General features: G+C 69.5%; 13 protein-coding genes and 1 pseudogene. 7 read left to right on the top strand and 7 right to left on the bottom strand.

The window, feature by feature from the left end:
- From FHU40_RS27045 to FHU40_RS27055, 3 genes are all read left to right on the top strand, one after another.
- On the top strand, window positions 1-608 hold a 608-nt coding region (locus FHU40_RS27045), incomplete at its 5' end, for a hypothetical protein (protein ID WP_221200360.1).
- A complete protein-coding gene (locus FHU40_RS27050) occupies window positions 601-2,085 on the top strand; it encodes a UvrD-helicase domain-containing protein (protein WP_183595604.1) in 1,485 nt (494 codons plus the stop codon). The genes FHU40_RS27045 and FHU40_RS27050, both read left to right, overlap by 8 nt.
- Before the next feature lie 296 nt (window positions 2,086-2,381).
- Window positions 2,382-2,609, top strand: a complete 228-nt coding sequence (locus FHU40_RS27055; RefSeq protein ID WP_183595605.1) for a hypothetical protein — start codon at window positions 2,382-2,384, stop codon at window positions 2,607-2,609.
- 17 nt (window positions 2,610-2,626) lie between these two features.
- Here FHU40_RS27055 and FHU40_RS27060 read toward each other — a convergent pair whose 3' ends face one another.
- Window positions 2,627-3,910, bottom strand: a complete 1,284-nt coding sequence (locus FHU40_RS27060; RefSeq protein WP_183595606.1) for a hypothetical protein — start codon at window positions 3,908-3,910, stop codon at window positions 2,627-2,629.
- 116 nt (window positions 3,911-4,026) lie between these two features.
- Here FHU40_RS27060 and FHU40_RS27065 point away from each other — a divergent pair, with 116 nt between their 5' ends.
- On the top strand, window positions 4,027-4,902 hold the full coding sequence (locus FHU40_RS27065; RefSeq protein ID WP_183595607.1) for a HEPN/Toprim-associated domain-containing protein: 876 nt from the start codon (window positions 4,027-4,029) through the stop codon (window positions 4,900-4,902).
- A gap of 578 nt (window positions 4,903-5,480) precedes the next feature.
- On the opposite strand, the gene FHU40_RS27070 is transcribed toward FHU40_RS27065, so the two are convergent.
- The 3 genes and pseudogenes from FHU40_RS27070 to FHU40_RS28720 form a co-directional block, all read right to left on the bottom strand.
- Window positions 5,481-10,133, bottom strand: coding sequence for an AAA family ATPase (locus FHU40_RS27070; protein WP_425490241.1), 4,653 nt, complete (start codon window positions 10,131-10,133; stop codon window positions 5,481-5,483).
- A gap of 90 nt (window positions 10,134-10,223) precedes the next feature.
- Window positions 10,224-10,845 (bottom strand): annotated as a pseudogene (mobF, locus tag FHU40_RS29955) (MobF family relaxase); the annotation flags it as partial.
- Entirely contained in the window at window positions 10,827-11,141 is a 315-nt protein-coding gene (locus FHU40_RS28720) for a hypothetical protein (protein ID WP_246391620.1), read from the bottom strand. The gene FHU40_RS28720 and the pseudogene mobF, both read right to left, overlap by 19 nt.
- A gap of 624 nt (window positions 11,142-11,765) precedes the next feature.
- Between FHU40_RS28720 and FHU40_RS27080 the strand changes: the two genes are divergently transcribed.
- The gene (locus FHU40_RS27080; RefSeq protein WP_183595609.1) at window positions 11,766-12,161 is read left to right on the top strand and encodes a hypothetical protein; all 396 of its coding nucleotides are present in this window, start codon (window positions 11,766-11,768) and stop codon (window positions 12,159-12,161) included.
- Window positions 12,139-12,666 carry a hypothetical protein gene (locus tag FHU40_RS27085; protein WP_183595610.1) on the top strand — a complete coding sequence of 176 codons (528 nt, stop codon included), beginning with the start codon at window positions 12,139-12,141 and terminating at the stop codon, window positions 12,664-12,666. Before FHU40_RS27080 ends, FHU40_RS27085 begins: the two co-directional genes overlap by 23 nt.
- Before the next feature lie 74 nt (window positions 12,667-12,740).
- Here the strand turns inward: FHU40_RS27085 and FHU40_RS27090 are convergent, their stop codons facing one another.
- From FHU40_RS27090 to FHU40_RS27100, 3 genes are read right to left on the bottom strand one after another with little or no spacing between them, the layout of a single operon-like run.
- Complete coding sequence (locus tag FHU40_RS27090) at window positions 12,741-13,115, bottom strand: hypothetical protein (protein ID WP_183595611.1); 375 nt, start codon at window positions 13,113-13,115, stop codon at window positions 12,741-12,743.
- Window positions 13,112-13,363, bottom strand: coding sequence for a hypothetical protein (locus tag FHU40_RS27095; protein WP_183595612.1), 252 nt, complete (start codon window positions 13,361-13,363; stop codon window positions 13,112-13,114). The genes FHU40_RS27090 and FHU40_RS27095 overlap by 4 nt, the downstream gene beginning before the upstream one ends.
- Window positions 13,360-13,629: a hypothetical protein gene (locus FHU40_RS27100; protein WP_183595613.1), complete on the bottom strand. Its 270-nt coding sequence runs from the start codon at window positions 13,627-13,629 to the stop codon at window positions 13,360-13,362. The genes FHU40_RS27095 and FHU40_RS27100 overlap by 4 nt, the downstream gene beginning before the upstream one ends.
- Window positions 13,630-13,903: 274 nt before the next feature.
- On the opposite strand from FHU40_RS27100, the gene FHU40_RS27105 reads away from it, so the two are divergent.
- Window positions 13,904-14,143, top strand: a 240-nt coding sequence (locus tag FHU40_RS27105) for an IS110 family transposase (protein ID WP_183595614.1), incomplete at its 3' end; no start/stop codon positions are given.

The raw sequence follows: 14,143 nt of genomic DNA on the forward strand, positions 1-14,143 counted from the left end.
TGCTCCTCGAGGTCGAGTATGACGTCGTGTTGTTCGTAGACAGCGACGACGCCAACACGAACGCGTTGCTGCCCGGCGTCGAGGCAAAGGGCGGCGTCGTTGTTCGGTGGGCAGGCGACGTATGCACCGAGGAAGCTGTTTGCTCCCAGTTGGACGCAGCCGGTCTGAGCGCCCTGATCCAGGCCGCGGTCGAGGTGCACGATGACCCGGACACTGCGCCGACTGTCTTCGCTGACCAGCTCATCGCTCGTGGCGGACCCAAGAGGGATGAGGCAGCGGGCGTCGATCCGATCGACGTGACCACCTGGACGAACGCCGGGATCGACGTGGAACACGCTCGCGGGATCGTCTCCTTGACCGCGAGCAAGGCGAAGTGGTTCAAGCAGATCCACAAGGGACGTCGCCTCGGTGAGTTCATTCTCGACACGCCAGTGCTGCAGACCGGACCGGTTGCTCAGGTCGTGGAAGAGCTGCGCGAGGCCATCTACGCGCGTCCGCCGGCCGCCGAGGCCGTCGAGGCCGTCGAGACACCGTCGGTGGAGGAAGCCACGGTGGGTGCGACCGAAGTCGAGGAGCCGAGCGAGGTGGAGGGCACTCCTGGTGCCTGACGAACTTTCCGACGACCTGCGAGCCGATGCAGAAGGCTTCATCGCAGCTCTCCCCGCGTCCGTCACGATGCCTGCGGGCGCGGGCAAGACCCACCTGCTCGCTGCCACCGCCCGGGTCCTCGCGGACGCCGGTGCCAAGGTCCTGGTCCTCACGCACACCCACGCAGGGCTGCATGCGATCCGGGGGAGGCTGAAACGGTTCGGGGTCTCCACAGCGCAGTGCCAGGTCTCCACGATCACGAGCTTCGCGATCACGCTGGCTCGGCCCTACCCGACCCTCGGCGGAGTCCGTGTGCCAGCTACTCCGGACATGGATGACGCGACCCTGTACGTGGCGGCGGCGACTGCTGTGGCGACATCCGAGCACATCCGGAAGGTTCTCGCTGCGTCGTACACGCACGTCTTGGTCGACGAGTACCAGGACTGCAGCGAGGGTCAGCACGCGTTCGTCCTTGCGATCAAGGCGGCGATCTCTCAGGTGGGCGTGCTTGGCGACCCCTTCCAAGCGATCTTCGGGTTCAAGGAGCAGCTCCCCGACTGGGAGAGAGAAGTGCTGACCGAGTTCCCCGACCATCCGATCGACCCGCAGCCGCGCCGCTGGGATGACCACAACCAGGCACTGGGCGCCTGGCTGCACGGGACCGTCCGGAAGGCGATGCACCCGAGATCGCTGAAGTTCGCTGGCGTGAAGTTCCCGGACGGGGTGACGTTTCGGAACACCGTCGGTGACTATCCGGCGATCTTCAGCGAGGCCCGCCGGGACCGACCGAAGAGCGAGTCGGTCCTGATCATCACCGCGCGTGCCTCAAGCGCTAGAACCCTCGCCGGAAGGCTCGGGGGCTCGTTCAAGATGATGGAGGAGGTCGCCGGCAACTTCATGGTCAAGGCCCTGGAGGCCCTCGTCGCAGCAGAGCCAGACGCGTATGCGCTCTGGCTGTTCGATCTGATGAAGGCCTGTGCCTGCGGGCACGCTGGCCTCGACAAGAACACTGTCAGGAAGCGGTACGTCGAGAACCGGAGCTCCGCGGGCCTGACTCGTGTGGGCTTCGAACCTGCGTTGGCAGCGTTCGATCGACTGGTCGCAGAACCGACGCTCGCCAACCTGGTCCTGGGCATGGACCAGCTCCTGACCTCCAGGGGCATGGCCCTGCACTCCTCCGAGGCCTGGCTCGACATCCAGGCCGCGATCCGAGGCGCCGTTGCGGCGGGCGACGACAAGTCCGTACTGCTAGACGAATTGGCGAAAGCGCGGGAGAACGTTCGACACACCGGCAGGCGGAACCGGAACCGCGTGATCTCACGGACCCTCCTGGTGAAGGGGCTCGAGTTCGACCACGTCGTCATCGCCGACATCGCCGACCACACCGAAGTCCATGACCTTTACGTCGCACTCACCCGGGCGCGCAAAACGATCACCATCCTGGGCACCAAGGACGAGATCGAGCTCAAGCCATCGCCGAACGGCCCGAAGAAGTAGAACGTCCACCTGCGTGACACAGAGCCGCACACGGATGCCCGCGCCGGGGTTCCGGGACGCGGCGATCGCCATCTATGCGCCGAACGCGCGCAGTAAGGCGGGTACGTTCCGAAAGCGCAGGCGAAACGCTGGGCCTCGATCCTCGACAGCGGAGCTGGACTAGTCGCCGTGAGTGTCCGCGGAGGTGTTTCCGGCCAATCCGAGCCGACCCCGCACATCCTCGTTCGCACGCGCGAGCTGTACGAGCAGCTGAATCGCTGACGCTAACTGTCGGACCTCGTGGCTACGGTCCGTTCATGGCTACCTCGAAGTCACGACGCGGACGCGGCAAGAAGCGTCGTGCACGCGCATGCGGCTCGAAGGTCGCATACGCGAAGGAGGCGGCCATCGCTACGGCTGTAGCGCTGACCAAGAAGGCCGGCGTCAGGTTCAACGCCTACAAGTGCCCGTTCTGCCACCTGCCGTCTGGTGCCTGTGCATGGCACGTCGGCCACCAGGCCACGCCGCGCCGCCGCCTCAGCTGACCCGACCAACCGGGTCCTCAGTACTCGAAGTTGTTGATCCGGTCCTCGAGCTCGGCGAACCGCTCCACCTCCTCAAGGAACGCCTCCGAGCCTTGAGCGATCGCCTCCCGCATCCGCTCGCGATGCTCAGCATGGAACGCCACCTGCAGGCCGCCCTCGATCCACACGAACGCATCCGAGAGCGGTCCGGTGCGCAGAAACTTGTCCACTGCATCGAACACCTCGCACGCTTCCGGGAACGTGCTCGGCGCCTCCGAGATGACGGTCGCCTTGATCGCGCTCGCGCCCTCAGCCAACCGTGCCGGGATCGCACCCATCGGCGAGTGCACGAGCAGCGACTGTTCCTTCTTTCCGAACCCGCCGTGAGCGTCGAGATTCCTGAACTGCTCCGCAGCGTCGCTGAGTAGGTCGAAGGTCTTCTTCGCGTCGCCGTTAGGGGCAGCCATCGCGTCGCGAAGGACGTAGCGCCACTTGTCCGACCACGGGTCGCCAATTGCCTTGGTCACCGGCTTCTCTACCGGGTCCCAATGTGGGGTGAATGGCAGCGCCAGGACGAGGACGTGTTCCAGCCAGGAGAAGTAGGCCGACGCCATCGCGGTCAGGCAGTAGCCCACGTTCACCGGGTTGAAGAAGGGTAGGAAGTAGTGGTTGTCCTCGGGGTCGCCGCCGGCGGCGCGGATGGTGATGTCGATCATTTCTTGGCGGATGTCTGCGTCTCCGTGGCCGTCGATCAGAGCCTGGCCTTGCCACCGGAAGAAGTTGTAAGCGCCGCGGAGCCGGCCGTTCTGGTTCACCAATGTGACGTTGCCTGACTCGACCTGGCTCTGCACCAGGTCGTTCAGCACCCTGGATCCGAACACCTGAGCCGCCTTCCGGACCGCGGTGGTGAAATCAGCGACGAGTGCGGCGAGGTCTGGGTCGCTGCTCAGATCGACCCGCTTGGATGCGATCACCCCAGGAGGCGGTGTGAACGGCTGGTTCTCGGTCGGTGTGAGTTGTCGATCCGTCTCAACCATCACCCTGAGTCCGAACTTCGTCGAAGCGAACGACACGTTCGTGTCCCTGAACCTGCCGCCGACTCGCCATGCCGTCTTCTCATCCCAGCCGCGCTGATTCACGAACCCAGCCCAGACCAGGGCGGCGCGCGCCAGCTCAGGTACAGGAAAGTCTCCTTCCTGCACCGGGGACCGGAGCTCGCCCTTCTTCCACGGCCGTTCGGGGTCGTCGGGCGCGAACTCGGCGAGGATGTGGCCGAGGATGCGTTGGGTCTCCTCGTCCGGCTGCAGCGATGTGATGTCCACCTACGCAAACTACGGTGACGGGCCATCTCTGATCGAACGAGTTGCAGAGACGTACGCCGGCGCCCGGTCGCGAATTTCCGTAGGGGCCAACAGGTGCCGGCTGCCAAGATCGTTCCGTGGGAACGCAGATCATGCTGAGTCTCAACGACATCAACATCGACTACGGCAAGAACAGGTACTGGAAGAGCCACTACTGGCTGTTTCCGCCCGGAAGCGAAGCGAACGTACCGACCGAGTACGTAAGCGGGGTCCGGCTCCAGCCCGGGTACGAAGCGTCGCTGGCCGACGTCCGTTTCCGCCTGTGCCACCTCGGATACTCATACGCGGAGACCAGAGCGAAGTTCGAGACCTATGTGCACCGGTGGCAACGCACCGACGACGACCTGCAGATCACCTACGACGAGTTTCACGACACGATGACCGGCATCGAGTTCGCAACGCTCACCTCCGACGACCTGAAGTCCTACATCTGGGACTTCAGAGACTTCGTCATCGATCGGCTCGCAACGACCCAGCGCGACAAGTACGTGCTCGAAGACTTCATCTACGGCCTGGACTTCTCAACCACCCTCCGCACGTTGTGCGACCGGCAAGACAACCTGCAACTGCCGGTGAGGTGGCAGACCCAAGACCTCATCGACAGCGGATGGGTCACGCTCGAGGACCTCAAGGACATCGACCGACAGACGTACATCAACAACCACACCCTGCTGTGCGGCCGTATTCAGGATCACGTCGGCATCGACGGGCTGAAAGCGTTCGACAATTGGTTGCACGCCCAGGGTCTCCCGAAAGCGACGCCCTACACGCGGTCGTACTCCGGCGGCAGTCCGACCCAAGAGACCCTTACGCTCCCCGTCGCAGTGCGCCACAAGATCCATCACCCCGAGAACACCCACAACACCCTCCCCGACGAAGAGCTTCGAGAAAGCACCGAGCTCCTCCTCGGCATCGTCAAACAACTTCCGCCTCCTGGCCTTGGCTTGGCCTAACTCGCGAGTCCCCCGCAGATCCGCTGGCGCTGCCATCAGAGGCGGCCGCAAACGAAACGGTGCCAGCCTCTAGGATCTCGTGCACCGAACCCACGACCAGCAACACCGCCCACACGCCAGGAGCAACCTGAGTGAGCTCCAGCGGACCCAGCTCGACCGCCATCGACTCACGACACTCGCGCTGACCGGGACTGTCCAATCTGCACCCGATCCGGTCCGATGCCGAGGACCGCGCAGCCGCCCTCGGCCCGAATCCCCCCGTCCGGACGAGCCCGCCGAGGCGAAGCCCGGGTCCAACTTCGAGATCGTCGCGGGCGACCGCCTGGTACCGCACCCGCGGCGAGCAGGGTGATCCCGGGCCGCCTGGCCCTTCGGATACGAAGATGCGGCCACCTGGTTTCGCAGTACAGCCATATGAACATCGTCGAGCGCAGCAGCTAATACCGAACGGGCGCGAGGGTGTTCGCACCCGCGTTTGGGGGATTTCCCCCATCACGGTGCGCTGTTCCCCTGCGCGAACTCCGCACCCGGCCCGCGTCATTCTGGTTCGCCGGTTCGCCGTGGCTTCGGAACCCGACTCATCGCCGACCGGTCGGTGGGATGCGACGATCCATGGTCGGACTTGACCAGGGATAGTGCGCTCCCTGGGATTGGCGGATCGCGGGAACGTCGAGAGGCGAGGTTGCGTCGATCGGCATCCCCAGAAGGGAGACGATCCGGTAGCGCAGGTCGCGTGCGGGGTTGTCGCCCAGGGGTGTCTCGGCGACGATCGCGCGGGTGGAGGCGCCGACGTCGTGACCGTGCTCGTGGGCCTGCTGCAGCATCGCTGCGGTGGCCGGCCAGTCGCCTTGGTCGAGCAGGCGCGGGTCGAGCTCGCGGGCCAGCGGTGCCCACCGCTCGGCGGGCGTCTTATCGGCCGCGGCCGAGAGTCGGGCGCGGACCTCGCTGCTCTTGTGCAGCTCGGCCAGGGCCGCCTTCCGTGGGTCGTCGTCCCACGTCTTGACCGCGTCGCGCAGGTCCCGGCGGGCTTGCAGCTGGGAGAGCTGCAGCCGTGCCCGCACCTGGGTGACGCCCGGCTCCCAGGCGCGGCTGGGACGGGCGGAGAGGATCCTCATGGCCGCCACCCGCGCCTGCTCGGGGGCGAGGTTGTCGAGCCGCTCGGTGAGCAGCTGGTCTCCCAGCGACCGGAAGGCCGGCTGGCCGCTGGCCACCGCGGCGGTGAGCGCCGCAGGGCCGCGCTGGGCGAGCAGGTCGGCCGGGTCGAGGCCGTCAGGGAACCGGGCGAGACCGGGGTCGAGGCCGTGCGGGGTGAGCATCCAGAAGTCCCGCTCGGCCGCGACCTGGCCCGCGAGGTCGGCGTCGGTGGCGACGATCGGGTCGCGGCCGACGGCAGCCAGCTGGGCGGCCTGCTCGTCGGTCAGCGACGTGCCCAGCGGGGCCACGCCGACGTAGAGGCGGGCACTGGCGATGGTGACGGCGACGGCGTCCATCGGGCCCTCGACGATCACCGGGACGGCGCCCTCGGCGAGCAGCTCGTCGACGACGCCGAACAGCTGAGCGCCCTTGTGGAACAGCGGGGTGTCGGCGGTGTTGAGGTACTTCGGCCCGCCCTTGTCGGCATCGGTGAGGTCGGGGCGGCGGCGGCCGACGAAGCCGAGCACCTCGCCCTGGTGGATCACGGGGAACATCACCCGGTCGCGGAACCGGTCGATGAGGCGGCCGGTGCTGGCCTCGGTCGCCACCCCGGTGGCGAGCATCTCGGTGTCGCTGACGCCGCGGCCGCGCAGGTGGTCGACCAGGTTGGTCCACCCCGCCGGAGCCTGCCCGGGCCGGAACCGCTCGTCGCCGGCGAGGTCGACGCCGAACCGGCCGGTGAGGTAGTCGCGGCCCCACGAGTCGACGAAACGGGTCTCGAAGAACGCTTGCGCCATGTCGTTGATCTCGAGCATGCGCTCACGCGAGACGGGGGAGGAGTTCCACTCCTCGGCCCGCTGGTACATGAGCCGGAGGTCGGCGTCGGTGGGCTCCAGCCGGGTGCCGCCCAGGTCCCGGATGTAGGCCGACAGGGTGAGGTCGGGCTCGACGTGCTGGTCCTCGTCGACCGGATCGCTCGCGTCGACCGGGCCGCCGGCGACGACGTCGACCAGGTACTCGTCGGCCTCGTCGACAAGGTGCTCGTCATACGGGCCGGGCTCCTCGGCGAGCGGCCAGTCGGCCCAGTCGTGATCGGTCGCGTGGTCGACGACCGTGGCCGGATCCGGCTCCACTCCCTCCCACAGGTCGGCCGGCGGCTCGTCGAACTGGACCTCGTGCCCGTGCTCGTCGGGAGCGGTCTCCAGCGCGATCGAGGTCCGCCAGACCAGCGCCTGGCACTCGTCGACGCCGTCCCAGCCGTCACTCGGCATCGCCCGCCCGGCACCCAGCAGCGCGTCGACCTGCCAGCCGCGCTGAACGCCGTGGTCGACGTTCGAGACGAGCGCGGGCCACCAGGTGCTGGCCTGGATGCTCGCGGCCCGCTCGGGGCCGAACAGCTCCACGAGTCGGGGAGTCCACTCGGTGGTGACGCTCTCGCCGTGGGAACCATCGCCGATCTGGGCGGCGACGGCCGGGGTCAGCTGACGGGCCATGCGCCACCACACCGCCGCTGCGGCGTGCTCGTCGGGCAGCGGGCCGGCCGGGTGGTCGGGGGCGGTGGCGGTGCGCAGCAGCTGGTGGGCGGTGACGCCGGCGCGAGACATCGCGGCGAGACGCTCGGCCAGGAGCGGGGTGAACTCGTCGTCTCGGACCTGCGGGGCCAGCGAGTAGAGCAGCTGGCGCCATTCCTTGAGCGCCGGGGTGTGGTCTCCGGTGACGGACTTGTTGAGGCGCCGCTGCCAGGTCGCGGAGATCTTCTGCAGCTGCGGCGCCCCGGTCGGTCGCCGGTCGTCGCCGGGGACCTGCATGGCGGCTCGCCAGACCTCGACGTCGGCGATGGTGGCGGTGTCGGGGCGGATGCCGTTCTGGGCCCACACCGGCAGCGCGCCCTTGTCGGCCTGGTCGGTCGCGCGGGTGCTCACCTGGTCAGCGAGCTCGGTGACCATGTGAGCACGCCGGGCGAGGTAGGCACCCCAGTGCGGGTCCTCGGCCAGGCGGGCCGGGACCGCGGGCATCCAGGGCATCGGGCCGGCGCCGGCGTTGCGCAGGCCGGAGGCGTCCAGTCGCCAGTCGAGGACCGCGGCGCGGTCGTGCGCGGTCTCCAGCTCCCGGTCGCCGGCGGCGGCCCGGAGCGCGTCGACGGGGTTCTCTTCGGCGGCGCCGAGCAGCAGCAGGTGGGCGCGCAGGGTCGGCCAGGCCGCCTCCTCCGAGAGCCCCGGGACGAGCGTCTCGACGGCGCTGTCGAGCGCGTCGACCACGTTGAGCGTCGTCCCGTCGGTCGCGGTGATGGTCTCGTGGCGCAGCAGGTCCTCGGAGGCGACGTAGAGGCTGTCGAGGTAGCGCTGGGCGGCCTCGCCGAGCCGGGTCGCCGGGTCGGCCTGCTCGCGGATGAGGCTGGTCGCGGACCGTTGGGCGTCGTTGCGGGCCAGCATCGACTCGAGGATGTCGGTGGGGGTGAGCGGCCGGACCAGGGTCGGGTGGGCCACCGAGTGCGGGTCCCCGTCGCCGACGACCTCGAGGTAGACGTGGTTGGCGTGCGCGCCGCGGGTCATCATCGTGTAGAGCTGCTGACGCGACTCGGTGCCGGTGGCCAGGCCGTGCATGGTGTCGGCGGTGACGCCCTGGGCCGTGTGCACGGTGCACGCGTAGCCGAGCTCGGTGGATCGGGCGACGTAGTCGGCGGGCAGCCGCACGGTGCGGCCGTGCTGGGTGTGCTGGACGGTCAGGTCGCCACTGTCGTGGATCTCCAGGACGGTCCAGCGGTCGCCGTTCTTCACCCAGTCGGTGGCGGAGCTGCGCAGCCGGCGGTCGTTCTCGCGGGTGATGATCAGCTCGCCGATCGAGGCCTCGTTTCCGTCGGCGAGCCGGCGGACCGGGCCAGTGGCGGCGACGTCGGCGGGGTCGATCCCGTCGAGGCGGTGGGCGCGGGCCTGCTGGTTCAGCTCGCTGACCAGGTCGCGGGTGGGGGCGAGCATGATCGAGTCGAGCCCGGCGGTGCGGTCGCCCTGCCAGGCGGCGAAGACGTCCTCGGTCATGGTGGCCAGGTCGCCGACGTGGACCCGGTCGCGGTCGAGATAGAAGCCGAGCGCCTCGGCCTTGCCCTCGCGCAGCGCGAGCGAGGCGGCGCCCTCGGCGGGGTCCTTAAATCGGACGAGCTCGGTGAGTTGCAGCGCCCCGTGGGTGGCGCGGATGTCGCGGAGCACGCCGCCGGCGCCGATTGCGGAGAGCTGCTGGTCGTCGCCGATCAGCCGGACGCTGCCGCCGCGCTCGAGGATGTAGGAGACCGCGGCGTCCAGCGAGAGGGTGTCGGCCATGCCGGCCTCGTCGATGACGACGAGGGTGGAGGAGTCGATGCCGGCGACCCAGTCCGGCATTGCGGCTTCGGTCTCGCGGGCCTGCTCGAGGGAGTGGGTGAGCTTGGCCAGGGTGTCGGTCTGGGTGTCGATCTGGGATCGCAGGGCGTCGGCGGCCGCGGCTGAGGGGGCCAGGCCGATGATGGTGCCGCCGCCGTCAGCCCAGGCGCTGGCCAGGGCTCGCATCGCGGTGGTCTTGCCCGATCCGGCCGGCGCGATCGCCAGCTGGAGCCGGGCGCCGGAGGTGGCCATCTCCCGGACCAGGGTGGCCTGTCCGGCGTTGAGGGCGATGCCGTTGGCGGTCGACTCCAGCAGGGCCAGGTCGACCGAGGCGGCCTCGACGGCGTACCCGCCGTGGCGGCCGGCGGCGTCGACCAGGCGCTGCTCGGCGGCCAGCACCTTGCTGGAGGTGAACAGGTCGGCCCCGGCCTGGGTGTAGACCGAGGAGCCGTCGGCGCGGCGCAGCTGGGCCGGCTCGCTGATGGTGTCCCAGGGGCGAGCCATGCTCACCGAGTGGTCGTCGAGGACCTCGCTGACGAGCAGGTCGACGACCTGGGAGACCTGGTTGGTGGGCACGTTGGCGGCCCGGACCTGGCGCTGGGCCTCGGCGTAGACGTGCCAGTACTGCCAGGTGCTGCGGCTGCCCTCCATCCTCGCCACGATGCGGTCGGTGGTCTTGGCGAACCAGGTTGAGTCGGCCAGCGAGCGGGCCGCGCCGTTGGGGTTGAGGGCGCCGTGGGCCATCTGCTTGACCCGTTGCGGGGTGCCCAGCACCTCGACCGCCTCGCGGTGCCAGGCCTCGCGCTGCTCGGCCAGCGAGCGCGGCTCGTGCTTGGCCTCGCGGGTCTCCAGCGTCGCCTGCTGGGACAGCTGGATGGTCTCGACCGGGGTCGGCGGACGTCCGTGGGTGGCCTGGAAGGCGGCCGCGAGGACCTTGCGGCGGTCCTCGACGTTGAGCCGGCGCTTGGAGAAGCGGCGGTTGAGCTCGGGGTCGACGCCGACGATCTCGCGGATCGGTCGCTTGCGGGCGTCCTCGTTCGGGCGCTCGGCGAACTGGACGCCGAGGGCGTCGACCAGGTGCCGCTCGAGCGCGGTGTTGTAGGTCTCCGAGGCCGAGACGACCGCCTTGTGCAGCGGTCGGCCGTCGATGGCCAGCCACTTGCCGTCGAGGGTCTGGACCTTGTTCGCGACGGCGACGTGGGTGTGCAGGTCGGGGTCGCCGGAGCGGGAGTCGCGGTGGGTGAACGCGGTGGCCACCAGTCCGCGGACGTCGACCTGGCGGACGCCGTTGGTGCCGCTGGCGGGTGAACAGCGCCTTGGACTCGATGAAGCCCAGGGCGTCCTTGATCGCCGCCTGGTGGGCCCGCTCGATCACCGCGGCGGTCTTCGGGTCGGCGATCGCCCACAGCACCGAGACGCTCTTGACCGGGGAGAAGGTCAGGTCGTAGCCGGCCACCGGCGTTGGTCTTCGGGCGGGAGTGCTTGGCGATCGCGGCGGCGAGCTCGCGGGCGTCGGCTGGGCTCGCGGCCGTGATCGGCACGGAAGAACTCGGTGCCGACCTCGGTGCGGATCTTGGCCCGGTCGGCCGCGGGGACCGGCCAGTCACCCGGCAGGCCGGCGGCCTCGTTGAGGGCCGCGATGCGCTTGGCGACCTCGATCCGGAAGGGGCTGATGTCGTTGTCGTAGACCTTGTACGGCGTGCCGAGCTGGCGGGCCGGTCTTGTAGTCCGCGTCGGTCGGCCGGTCGACATCCGTCGCGGCCGATGCGCAGGTCCAGCTCCTTGGTCCGCTGGGTGGCCAGCGGGTGGTGACCGGAGCCGAACAGCGCTCTGCATGTGGTCGGCGGTGACGATGTCGCCGGCGTCGAGTCCCTTCGAGTCCCTCCATGCCGGATCCGAGCCCAGACGCCGGGGGTCTCGCCCTTCTCGGTGTAGTAGCTCGCCAGCCCGGTGTGGCCCTTGTCGGTGGCGTCCATCGCTTGCGACCTGGCGGGTCAGGTAGTCGTATCCCCGACCCGGCCGTCAGCTTGTGGAGGCTCATCGTCACGGTCACCTACGTGCGTGCGCGCGTGGTAGGCGATCACTTTCCGGCCGGATTTTGATGTGTTCTTTCTATTCGGCAGACCGAGAATGCAAGAGGTGTGTGGCACTTGGAAGGTCGCGGAAATCAGGGGGGACGCTGAGGGGCGTCGGTGACGGCGAGGTCGTCGGGTTCGGGCTGGCTGGGGTGGATGGGTCGGGCTGGGTTCTGGCTGGGCTGGTTCGGGGGTCGAGGTCGTCGGGTTCGGAAGTTTCTTGGCCGGTGGTGATCGCACGGGCACCGGGATTTGTCGTAGGTGACTGTCAGAGTCCATGTCGACACGGAGTGAGGACCGGATGAGTCAGCAGACGATCAAGCAGCAGGCGCGGCGAACGGCGCGGGAGATGGCCGAGAAGCGGCGCAAGGAGCGCGAGGAGCGCGAGCGCCGGGTGATCGACCTGGCCGAACAGGTCATGGTCGCGATCGGTCAGCGGGACGCGGCGGTGGCCGAGACCGAGAAGCGCGCCGGTGAGGCGCTGCGGGAGTTGATCGAGGTCGAGGGCCTGTCCCTGGGCGAGGCCGTGGAGTGGTGCGGCGAGACGGTCACCGTGCGGGAGGCGACGCGGCTGCGGCGGCTCGCCAACGCGGACGGCGAGCCGAGCGACGACGTACGCGACGACGTGCGCGACGACGGCGCGGCGCTGGCGTCGGCCGGGAGCGGGGGAGCGGGTGCCGGTACGTCGGCTGGATGACGCCGGCCTCGCGGCGGTCGCGGCAGCGATCGCGGACCCGGCGGTGCTCACGCGCTACCGGGCGAAGGTCGCCACGGTGCCGGGCAGTGAGTGCCTGTGGTGGACCGGGGCGGTGGCCGGTCGCTCCGAGCGGGAGCGCACGGACGGCGGTGGCCATGGCCGGTTCTGGTACGCCCCGGGGCGGGTGATCATCGCTCACCGGTTCGCGTACGCAGTCATGCACGGCGTTGACGCGCTGGCGGAGGCGCGGCTGCTCGGGCACCGCTGCCACAACCCGCTGTGCCAGCGGATCGCGCCGGACCACGTCGTGGTGTCGAGCGCGGCGCAGAACCGCCGTGAGTGGTCGGTGCAGCGGCGGCTGCCGTACAGCCCGCTGGCCGACCCGCGCGGCCCGCGTCGACGCGCGCGGGAACTGCGTGACCTGGCGCGTGAGGACCCCCAGCTCGTAGCCGACGACCTTGCTCGGCTCCAGGAGCTGCTGGGCGAGCAGCTGACCTTGTGGTGACGGCCCGACGCCCACGCAGAAGGAGGCCCGCCGCGATGAGCGCTGCGGGCGTACTTGAGGGGGGGTCGGAATGGTCAGGCGGGTTCGCCGTCGAGGAGTCGACCGAGCGTCTCCCACAGGTCGAGGTAGCCGTCCGCGTCCTCGGGTGCCTGCTCGCCCCACCGGGCGTGAAGGTCGCGGATGCGGTCGAGCCGGTCCATGCGGTCGGGCAGCGCGGTGCGGGCAGCGGCCATGAACTCGACGTCGGGCGCGTGCTCGGGAACGTCGCCCCCGCGTGGGTACGTCTTGAAGCCGAGCCGCTGCCAGTGAGCACCGGCGTAGGCGACGAGGATGTTGTCCGGGATCAGGGCGTCGGTGGCGGTGGCGCGGATCTTGTCACCGGCGGGAGTCCAGGGGCCGGGGGTCGCGCGGGCCTCCAGCGCACGCAGCGTGGCGTCGTCGTCGCTCATGCTGGCTGGTCTTCCCGAGCGGTCGCGGCGGCGAAGTCGAGCCGCCCAGCGGCGGCGGTGGCCACGGCAGTGATCCGTGCGGCGAGCGCGCGCAACTCGGCGGGCGTGCCCTGGATCGCCACCACGTCGTCCCCGGCCAGCGTGAGGACCGGCTGGCGGTGCTCACCGGCTCCCACCCAGTCCTCGCCGGGGGTGAACACCTGGACGCTGGTCTCGCGGGCGGCCAGCCACTCGATGTGCGCGCTCACGGGGTCACCTCGGCGGGCGCGGTGCCGATGAGGCGGCGGAAAGCCTCCACGTCGGCCTCGAGAGAGAACAGGCGGCGGCGGTGCTGGTCGTTCTCCGTGCCGACCTCGGTCAGGACCTCGGCGAGGCCGTCGAGGAACGCCACGACGGCGTCGGCGGTGACCGTCTCGCCCATCGCGGTCCACGGCTTCGGGACGCGGCTGCTGGCGGCGTACGGCATCTTCATCATGGCGGCGAGGATGCGGCGCTGGTCGCGCTCGCTGATCACGGTGCCGGTCGGGTCCGGCTGGTCTGCTCGGTCACTAGGGCACCATCCTCTCGACGGATGTCCGATGAGCATTCGTTGAAGGGACTCGGCGAGGGCCGAGGTGACGGCCGTGCTCGGTCGCCCCGTGAGGGCCACGATGACACCGCCGCCCTCGGTCCTCCCGGGGTCGCAGACCGGCATCAGGAAGACGCGCCACAGAGCGCCAGTTAGTGACCGTCCGGCAGCCGATTCCGGGGGCCTTGCCGGGTCGTCGCTGCCAACCTGAGGAGTTCCGTTGTCTGAAGAGACCCCTGAAGTCGTCTACGTCGGCCTGGACTGGGCCGCTCTCGTGCATGCCGTGTGTGTCATGTCCGCGGCCGGGAAGGTGCTGGCCCAGTTCACCATCGAGCACACCGCCGAGGGCATCGCGTCGCTGATCCGTCGACTCGCCAAGCATGGCGACCCCGAGCTCGTGCAGATCGGTATCGAGCGCCCCAACGGGCGCCTGGTCGACCTGCTGCTCGAGGCCGGACAC

Origin of the sequence: Nocardioides soli (assembly GCF_014191495.1) — a bacterium.
In the GTDB taxonomy this organism is placed as follows: Bacteria; Actinomycetota; Actinomycetes; order Propionibacteriales; family Nocardioidaceae; genus Nocardioides; species Nocardioides soli.